Origin of the sequence: Weissella fangxianensis (genome assembly GCF_024718545.1) — a bacterium.
Lineage (GTDB): Bacteria > Bacillota > Bacilli > Lactobacillales > Lactobacillaceae > Weissella > Weissella fangxianensis.
The window spans coordinates 19,304-29,413 of record NZ_JAMXDB010000022.1; the positions used below are offsets into that span (position 1 = coordinate 19,304).

The 10,110-nt window shown below is 39.5% G+C and carries 5 protein-coding genes; all 5 read left to right on the top strand.

The annotated features are described in order from the left end of the window. Positions 1–100: 100 nt before the first annotated feature. The gene (locus NGR58_RS06710; protein ID WP_345791604.1) at positions 101–892 is read left to right on the top strand and encodes an isoprenyl transferase; all 792 of its coding nucleotides are present in this window, start codon (positions 101–103) and stop codon (positions 890–892) included. A gap of 11 nt (positions 893–903) precedes the next feature. After that, positions 904–1,692: a phosphatidate cytidylyltransferase gene (locus NGR58_RS06715; RefSeq protein ID WP_258088823.1), complete on the top strand. Its 789-nt coding sequence runs from the start codon at positions 904–906 to the stop codon at positions 1,690–1,692. 162 nt (positions 1,693–1,854) lie between these two features. Then, the gene (gene rseP / locus NGR58_RS06720; protein WP_258088824.1) at positions 1,855–3,111 is read left to right on the top strand and encodes an RIP metalloprotease RseP; all 1,257 of its coding nucleotides are present in this window, start codon (positions 1,855–1,857) and stop codon (positions 3,109–3,111) included. A gap of 164 nt (positions 3,112–3,275) precedes the next feature. Beyond that, on the top strand, positions 3,276–4,988 hold the full coding sequence (locus tag NGR58_RS06725) for a proline--tRNA ligase (protein ID WP_258088825.1): 1,713 nt from the start codon (positions 3,276–3,278) through the stop codon (positions 4,986–4,988). Between the two features lie 378 nt (positions 4,989–5,366). Beyond that, on the top strand, positions 5,367–9,680 hold the full coding sequence (locus NGR58_RS06730; protein WP_258088826.1) for a PolC-type DNA polymerase III: 4,314 nt from the start codon (positions 5,367–5,369) through the stop codon (positions 9,678–9,680). Positions 9,681–10,110: the final 430 nt, after the last annotated feature.

A 10,110-nucleotide genomic window follows, 5' to 3' on the forward strand; every position in this document is an offset into this window, starting at 1 on the left:
TAATAAGCAAATATTATGTGGCAAACTGGTATAATGTATAAGATTATGAAGTGTGTTATATTTCATAGTGATTATTTGTTAGAATCTTGGAGGGTAAATCGTGTTTTTTAATGACCGACATGAAGAACGTGCTGATAAACAGGCCATCGAGCTGGACGGTCAGCAGATACCACAACATATCGCGATTATCATGGATGGTAACGGACGATGGGCTAAGGGCCAAAATCTACCACGAGTTGCTGGGCATCAGCGTGGCATGGAAGTCGTTAAAGATATTACTAAAGCTGCCAGTGATTTGGGAGTGAAAGTTTTAACGTTATACGCTTTCTCAACTGAGAATTGGAAACGTCCGGAAACTGAAGTTGGATTTTTAATGAAGCTACCGGGAAAGTTTTTTGATACCTTTGTACCCGATTTAATTGCAAATAATATTCGCGTCAATGTTATCGGATATGTCGATCAATTGCCTGCTTATACACAAAAAGCTGTTAAAAATGCCATTGCGCAAACGGCTAATAATACGGGCATGGTCTTAAACTTTGCCTTGAATTATGGGGGCCGGAGTGAAATTGTGTCCGGCGCGCAAGAACTTGCCCAACAGGTATTAAATGGTGAAATTAAGCCAGAAGATATTGATGAGACGCGGTTTAGTCAAGCTTTGATGACCGCATCACTAAATAAGTATGCTGATCCTGATTTATTGATTCGTACTAGTGGTGAAGAACGGCTATCGAATTTTTTGCTTTGGCAGATTGCTTATTCGGAGTTCGTCTTTGTGGACGAACATTGGCCTGACTTTACGTCAGAAGTCTTAAAGCGTGCCATTATGATATATCAATCACGTCATCGGCGCTTTGGTGGTTTAGCAGAAAATAAAAGTGATAAAAAATAGGAGATAAAATAATGAAAACACGGGTAATCACGGCAGTGGTAGCATTGGCAATTTTTATACCCATTTTGATTGCCGGTAATATCTGGATTCAAATTGCTGCTTCAGTACTTGCCGTTGTTGCTGCATCAGAAGTTGTCTTAATGCGTCGTACATTGTTGATTGACTTTGGGGCCATCTTGACGATGCTCGGTGCATTTATCATGACATTACCAAACGATATTTGGCAAAATCTTGATCTACCAACGACATTACAACCTGCTTCTTTACTTTATATATATATAATTTTGATGTTATTACATACAGTGGTAGCTCGCAATAAGTTTAACTTTGAGGATGCGGGTGTCTTTACATTAACAATGATGTATGTTGGTTTAGGATTTGGCATGATGGTATCGGCACGTGAAGCTGGTTTGGATACCTTGATGTACGCCTTTTTGATTGTTTGGATTACTGATTCTGGCGCGTACTTGGTTGGTAGACAAATTGGTAAGCATAAACTAACGGCAATTTCACCAAATAAAACTTGGGAAGGTTCAATTGGTGGTAGTGTCATTGCTGTGATTGCAGCTGCGATTTATACGTATTATTTCCCACAAGCATACGGCTGGTGGATTATGCTGGCAATCAGTATTCTGCTTTCAGTTGCTGGTCAGTTTGGTGATTTGATTGAATCTGCTTTGAAGCGTTTTTACCATGTTAAAGATTCTGGTTCAGTATTACCAGGTCATGGTGGTATTTTAGATCGATTTGATTCAATGTTGATTGTCTTGCCAATCATGTACTTACTGGGTGTTTTTTAATAAGTTAATGACAAAAGGCTGATGTTAAACGTCGGCCTTTTTTTGTTATCTCGGTTTAACTGTAATAGGGTAAACAACGTTACACGCCGAATTCACAGCGCCTTTTGTCACACTATGATTTATAGTATACTAACCCTACTTAGATTGGGATGGAGATAAGGAATGACAGCAATTATTACATTTATTATTGTATTTGGAGTCATCGTGATTGTTCACGAATTTGGTCACTTTTATTTTGCTAAAAAATCTGGCGTTCGTGTACGCGAATTTGCAATTGGGATGGGTCCAAAATTATTACAAACGCAACGTCATGGGACAACTTATACTTGGCGTATTTTGCCAGTCGGTGGTTATGTACGTATGGCTGGTCGTGCAGATACTGAAGAAGAAACGATTCAGCCTGGGATGTCAATTACTGTTGTTCTGACTGATGGTGTGGTTACCCGCATTAATTTGTCGGATGAAGAGGAGTTGGTGGGTGGCCGTACAATTACTGTTAATCAAGTTGATTTGGTTGATGATATGGTGATTGAAGGTTATTGGCCTGAAGATGGTGAGTTAGTACGTTTATCGGTAGATCACGATGCTTCAGCTGTTGAGGCAGATGGTACAGTCGTGTTAGTTGCCCCAAGAGATACGCACATCGAATCAGCAAAATTATGGCAACGTGCGGTGATCAATTTTGCTGGTCCGATGAATAACTTTTTGCTGACTCTGATTTTGTTTATTGGACTGGCATTTACGTTACCTGGTGTTTCCACAACTACAGTAGATCATGTTGCCAAAGATTCGCCGGCAGCTATGGTTGGTATTAAATCTAACGATACAATCACTGAGATCAATGGTAAAAAAGTTAATTCATGGCAAGGTATGCAGAATAAGATTCAAACATTGCCTGATAAAGAAGTTTCATTGACATTTGAACGTCATGGTCAAACGAAACATACGACGTTGACTCCTAAGGGTATTAAAAATGGTGGGATGAGGATTGGCCAAATTGGCGTGACTTCTAAACAGACAACTGCCTTGGGGGCTAGGTTACGCTATGGTTTTCAAGCAACCGCACAATCGATGACGCAGATTTTCCGAGCAATTAAGAATCTTGTCCAAGGATTTTCACTTAATAAGCTAGGTGGACCAGTTGCTATTTATAAAAATACTTCAGAAGTAAGTACTATGGGAATATTAGCCATCGTGTCCTTTATGGCTTGGTTGTCAGTGAACCTGGGGATGATGAATTTGTTACCCATTCCTGGATTAGATGGTGGTAAGTTATTGTTGAATGCAGTAGAAGCTATAATTAGACGTCCGGTACCAGAAAAAGCTGAATTAGCAGTGACCTTAGTTGGTGTGGGATTATTATTTATTTTAATGATTGCGGTAACAGGAAATGATATTCTACGTTATTTCGTGAGGTAAATAGGGGATATTTAGTATTTATCTAGAGAGAAATATTTTGACTGCTAACGATATGAAACGTTTTAGGTTATATGTGGGTCAACGTGAAATAAACAAATGTGGTAAGATAGAAAAAGAATTTTAATGCGCTTTTTTTGTGCAAAGATTAGGGATGGGTATAAGTCATGAAACAATCAAAGGTTTTTATTCCAACGTTGCGTGACACACCAGCAGATGCGGAAGTCATTTCGCATCAAATGATGTTGCGTGCGGGGTATGTTCGCCAAGTAACAGCGGGTGTATACGCGTATTTGCCATTGGCACAACGTGTATTAAACAAGATAAAAGCAATCATTCGTGAAGAGATGGAAAAGGTTGATGCGACAGAAATGACGGCACCAGTTCTTTTGCCTGCAGAATTATGGCAAGAGTCAGGACGCTATGAGACTTATGGGCCAAACTTGTTTAAGTTAAGAAATCGTCATGGACGTGATATGATTCTTGGACCAACGCATGAAGAAACGATGACGACGTTGATTCGCGATGATATCAAGTCATATAAGCGGTTGCCATTAACGATTTATCAAATTCAAACAAAGCTACGTGACGAGGATCGACCACGGTTTGGTGTTCTTCGCGGTCGTGAATTTATTATGAAGGATGCTTATTCATTCTCAATTGATGAAGCTGGTCTGGACGATGATTACAAGAAGATGGAATCAGCTTATGTTAATATTTTCAATCGTGTTGGCTTGGATTATCGGGTTATTGTTGGTGATGCTGGTGCCATGGGAGGATCAGATTCTAAAGAATTTTCTGCGCCAGCAGCAGCTGGTGAGGACACGATTGCCTATTCAGATGAATCAGATTATGCAGCGAATCTAGAGATGGCTAAAGATTTGTATACACCAAACAAGTCACATGCACCATTGGCCGATTTGCAAAAGATTGCAACCCCTGATGTTGCCACAATTTCTGAATTGGCTGACTATTTACAAATTGCTGAAGACCAACTAGTCAAGACGTTGTTTATGATAGCTGATGGGGAACCTGTTATGCTTTTGGTTCGTGGTGATTATGAAGTTAATGAAGTGAAAGTCAAAAATTATTTGCAAGCGGGTGAATTACGTTTAGCAACTGAAGAAGAAGCCCAAAAATACTTAGGGGCACCATTTGGATCATTAGGTCCTGTTGGCGTTGGTGAAGAAGTTAAAATTATTGCCGACGAATGGGTAACAGATATGGCTAATATTGTCGTTGGCGGTAATGAAGCTGGTTTCCATTACTTAAATGCTAATGTTGATCGTGATTTCCATATTGATGAAGTAACTGATATTCGTGTTGCTCGTGAAGGAAACCCAGCTATTGATAATAAAGGTCATCTACAATTTACTAAGGGAATTGAAGTTGGACACATCTTTAAGCTAGGTACTCGTTATTCTAAAGCTATGGGTGCCCAAGTATTGGATGCAAATGGACGCCAAGCTGATGTCATCATGGGTTCTTATGGTATTGGTGTGTCACGTCTTTTGGCAGCAATTGCTGAACAAAATGCAGACGAAAATGGTTTGTCATGGCCAGCAGCTATTGCACCATGGAATGTTCACTTGGTACCAATTAAGTACAAAAATGAAACGCAAGCAAAGTTGACAGATGAATTAAATGATAGCTTGGTAGCGGCTGGTTATGAAGTGTTAGTCGATGATCGTAATGAGCGTCCTGGGGTAAAGTTTGCTGATTCAGATTTAATTGGCTTGCCAGTACGAGTAACGATTGGTAAAAAAGCGAGCGAAGGTATTGTTGAAGTTAAGTTGCGTCAAGCAGATGAAGCTATTGAAGTTCGTGCAGATGAACTTGTTTCAACGCTACAAGTTTTCCTAGATGGACATAAAAACTAAATATTATTTAGGTCATTTATTCTTGTTTTAAGATTATGGCTTTATAGTGTAATTATCGATGAGGGATACAGAGATATCCTATCGATGCCCATAATGATTACTCATAACCTAGCAGGAATGTCCGTTCCTGCAACTACTCCTTAAATTTGGTATATGTGAGTATACCGTTAATAATAGATTAGGAAGCCCAGCCATATCTATTATCGATGATGACATAGCGCTTTGAGCTATTTATCATCAAAAGAGGAAGCAATTGCCCATTGCTTCCTCTTTTTTTGTGCCTCAGTATTAATTAATTCATCGATTTGATATTTCCATGACTCATGGACAATGTATAATAGCAATAGATTGTAAAACAAATGAAAGGGGTTATAAGTGATGGCGTTGAACCCACAAGAACAATTTCGAATATTGTTACAACAGTTGCAATATGAGGAGGTGCCTGACATCTTCCAAGAAGCAACCCTGACCAAATTAACGATTCATAAGCAGTCACGAGTTTGGCAATTCCATTTTGCACTACCTGAATTGCCTGATGTGACCACTTTAGCGACATTGATCAGTAAATTGCAAACAACATTTGCAAATATCGCATCTGTTAATTATGAAATTAAATTAACTTTGCAGCCACGTATGACACAGGCTGTTGATTATTGGCGCTGGGTTTTACAACAACATCAAAATGAGCCAGGTGCTTTTCAACAAGCATTTAGTCAAGTGATGCCAGTTACTGAGAATAATCAGCTTGTTCTCACTTTTGATTCACAGGCGTGGGCAAATTATGCTCAGCAAACAGGTCTTAATTTAATTCAACAAACATACCACCAAATTGGTTTCGATGAGAGTTTACCATTCGTTATTAATGTCGATGATGAACTCGTTGCTCAGTCACAAGCTGAGGCAATTGCTCAACGGGCTTCGCAAGATGAGCAGTTAGCTCAAATGGCCCAAGTACAATTAGAACAAGCGGCGAAACAACGTCATACCCCTAACCATAGTGGTGGTAATGGGGGTAATAATTTGGGCCGCAAGATAGCTAATGATGCTGAAATTACTGACATGGTCAATATCATTGACGAAGAACGGTCGGTAATTGTTGAAGGTTATGTATTTCATGCAGAAGTCAAAGTCCTTAAGTCAGAGCGTCAACTATTGACGATGAAAGTAACTGACTATACGAGCTCATTTATTCTTAAGAAATTTTCACGTGACGAAAATGATGAAGCATTTTTTGCGAACGTTAAGGCAGGCATGTGGATTCGAGCACGTGGCCCAGTGCAACAAGATGACTTTTTACATGATCTCACGATGATGGCGTACGATATCCAAGTCGTTAAGCATGAGCCACGTGTTGATAAATACGAAGGGGATCCAAAACGTATTGAACTGCATGCACATTCTTTGATGTCAACGATGGATGCAACTAATGGGATTAAAGATTATGTTAAACAAGCCAGTGATTGGGGCATGGACGCTATTGCAATCACTGATACTGCAGGTGCACAAGGTTTCCCTGAAGCAGCATCATCTGCAGCCGATAATAATATCAAAATGATTTATGGTATTGAAGTTAATTTGGTTGAAGACGGTGAACCGATTATTTTTAATCCCGCCCATATAGCTTTAGATGATGCTGAATATGTTGTATTTGATGTGGAAACAACTGGTTTGTCAGCAGCTTATGATAAGGTAATTGAATTATCCGCAGTTAAGATGGTCAAAGGGAATGTGACAGCAGAGTTTTCTGAATTTATTGATCCCGGATTCCCGTTAAGTCAGACGACCGTTGATTTGACTTCGATTACTGATGATATGGTTCAAGGTTCAAAGTCAGAACAAGAAGTTTTTGCGGCCTTCCGTGAATTCTATGGGGATGCTATTTTGGTCGGTCATAATGTGACCTTTGATATGGGCTTCATGAATGAAGGGTATGAACGTCATGGTATGGGCTCAATTACTAATCCAGTTATTGATACATTAACCTTAGCGCGTTTCTTATATCCTAATATGCGTTCGTATCGTTTGAATACGTTGGCCAAGCATTTTGGCGTTCTACTAGAACAACACCACCGTGCAATTTTTGATTCGGAAACAACGGGACATTTAAATCGAATCTTCTTGGAAGAAGCGAATGAATCGTATGGCATCACATATGCTGATCAATTAAATGATCATATGACTGAAAATGATGCTTGGCGACATGGTCGACCAAGTCATGCGGTTGTCCTTGTTCAAAATCAAACCGGGGTCAAAAATCTTTATAAATTGATTTCGGAATCTAATATTAACTATCTTTATCGCACACCCCGCGTCCCACGTTCAGTGTTGAACAAGTACCGCGAAGGATTACTATTGGGAACGGGAGATAGTTCCGGCGAATTCTGGGAAGCATTAATGCAAAAGGGATACGCTGCCGCAAAAAATAAGGCGAAATATTATGATTATATTGAAATACAACCGTCAGCTAACTATTTACCACAAATCGAGGGTGAATTAATTAAAGATGAAGCGCGTTTGCGTGAACTGATGATGCAAGCTGTTAAGATTGGTGATGAATTAAATAAGCCGGTCGTCGTGACGGGAGATGTTCATTACTTAAATCCTGAAGACAGTATTTATCGTAAGATCTTAATCAGTTCACAGGGTGGTGCTAATCCATTAAATCGCCATAGCTTACCTGAGATGCATTTCAGAACAACTCAAGAAATGCTAGATGATTTTAGCTGGATGAAACCAGAATTGGCAAAGAAATTAGTGATTGATAATACACATGTTGTCGCTGATATGATTGATGATGTTGAGGCTATTAAAACGGGAAATTATCCGCCAAATATGCCGACTGCCAATGATGAGATCCGCCAAAAATCATATGAAACAGCGTATCGCATGTATGGTAATCCCTTGCCTGAAGTTGTTGAAGCTCGAATTGAACAAGAATTACATTCAATTATTAAAAACGGGTTCGCGGTTATCTACTTAGTTGCTCAGCGACTTGTTTCGAAATCAAATAAAGATGGTTACTTGGTTGGTTCACGTGGATCGGTTGGTTCGTCACTTATTGCTTTGTTAATAGGTATTACTGAAGTCAATGCCTTACCACCACATTATCGTAGTGTGAACGGGGATTATGTTGAATTTGTTAATCCACGTGATTATGAATCTGGGTATGATTTACCAGAGCGTTACAGTCCAATTGATGGGACCAAGTTAATTGGGGATGGTCACAATATTCCTTTCGAGACTTTCTTGGGATTCAAGGGTAACAAAGTGCCAGATATTGATTTGAACTTTTCGGGTGATTATCAGCCTTTCGCGCATAATTATATGAAATCACTGTTCGGGGAAAATAATGTTTTCCGAGCAGGGACCATTGCGACAGTTGCTGACAAAACAGCTTTTGGCTATGTTAAAGCCTATGAACGTGACCATGAAAAACAGTTTAGAGGTGCTGAGGTAGAAAGACTGGCCATGGGAGCCACTGGTGTGAAACGTACGACTGGTCAGCACCCGGCCGGGATTCTAATTGTGCCAGATGACATGGAAATTTATGACTTTACTCCCATTCAATACCCGGCAGATGATTTGTCGGCCACTTGGCGAACGACTCATTTCGATTTCCACTCAATTCACGATAATATTTTGAAAATGGATATTCTTGGACATGATGATCCAACGATGATTCGTGCCTTACAGGATATGTCGGGGATTGATCCAACGACTATCCCGATGAACGATCCAGGTGTTATGAGTCTATTCTCATCACCAGAAGTGCTGGGGGTCACTGAAGACCAAATCTTTTCGAAAACAGGTACGTTAGGTGTGCCAGAATTCGGGACAGCCTTTGTCCGGGGGATGTTGGAAGAAACTCATCCAAAGAATTATTCTGAATTGTTGCAAATATCAGGGCTATCTCACGGAACAGATGTTTGGCGTGGTAACGCTGATGAATTGATTGAACGTGGCGTGGCGACAATTGGTACGGTTATTGGAACGCGTGATAAAATTATGACCGACTTGATCAATTACGGTGTTAATCCGGAATCATCATTCCAAATTATGGAAAAAGTGCGTAAAGGTAAAGGAATTATTGATGAATACCAAGCTGAAATGCGCGCAGCAGGGGTGCCGGAATGGTATATTGAATCTGGTTTGAAGATTAAATACATGTTCCCACGCGCCCATGCCGCTGCATATGTTCTGATGGCCTTGCGGATTGCATACTTCAAAGTTTATTTCCCAATGTTGTATTACGCAGCATACTTTTCAGTCCGTGCCAGCAATTTTGATATTGTTTCAATGTCACGTGGATTAAATAGTACAAAAGCTAAAATTATGGAAATTAAACATCAAGGTAATGATGCTTCTGCTAAAGACAAGGACTTGATGACTGTACTCGAAATTGCTAATGAAGCCCTCGAGCGTGGGATTAACTTTAGCATGGTTGACCTATACAAGTCTGATTCAGATACTTGGCTAATTGATGGTGACACATTAATTGCGCCATTTAATTCGGTACCTGGGCTAGGTGACAACGTGGCAAAGCGTATTGTTGCTGCAAGAGCCGAAGGCGAATTCTTATCTAAAGAAGACTTAGCACAACGTGGTGGTATTTCAAAAACTTTGTTGCAATTTATGGATGATAATGGGGTGCTTAATGGTATGCCAGATGAAAATCAATTGGCGCTATTTTAGCGGACACCAATTTTGAAAATAATTATGTTATCTAATAGGCTGTGTAAAGTCTGATGATAAACAAGGTAAAAGGCCGTCAATCTAACCAGGTTGACGGCCTTTTTAGGCTTTAATATCCCTTTTTACCTATTGGAAAACAAATTCATATTTAAAATATAGAATTTTATTGACTTTTTCATCTTAAGTGTGTAGTATATATCAAGTCGGCAACGGCGATACGTGAGGTTAATTTAATGAAACAGCTTAAAAAAAGTTGTTGACAAATTAAATTGATTTCTGTAGTATAGATTAAGTTGTCAGCGAGACAACAACTGTTGATCATTGAAAACTGAATATCGTTTCGATGAAACAAATGTGTAGGGTCATCAAGTAATTTACTTGATACAAAACATTTGTGAAGTCAATTCACTAATAAATTCGTTTAACTTCT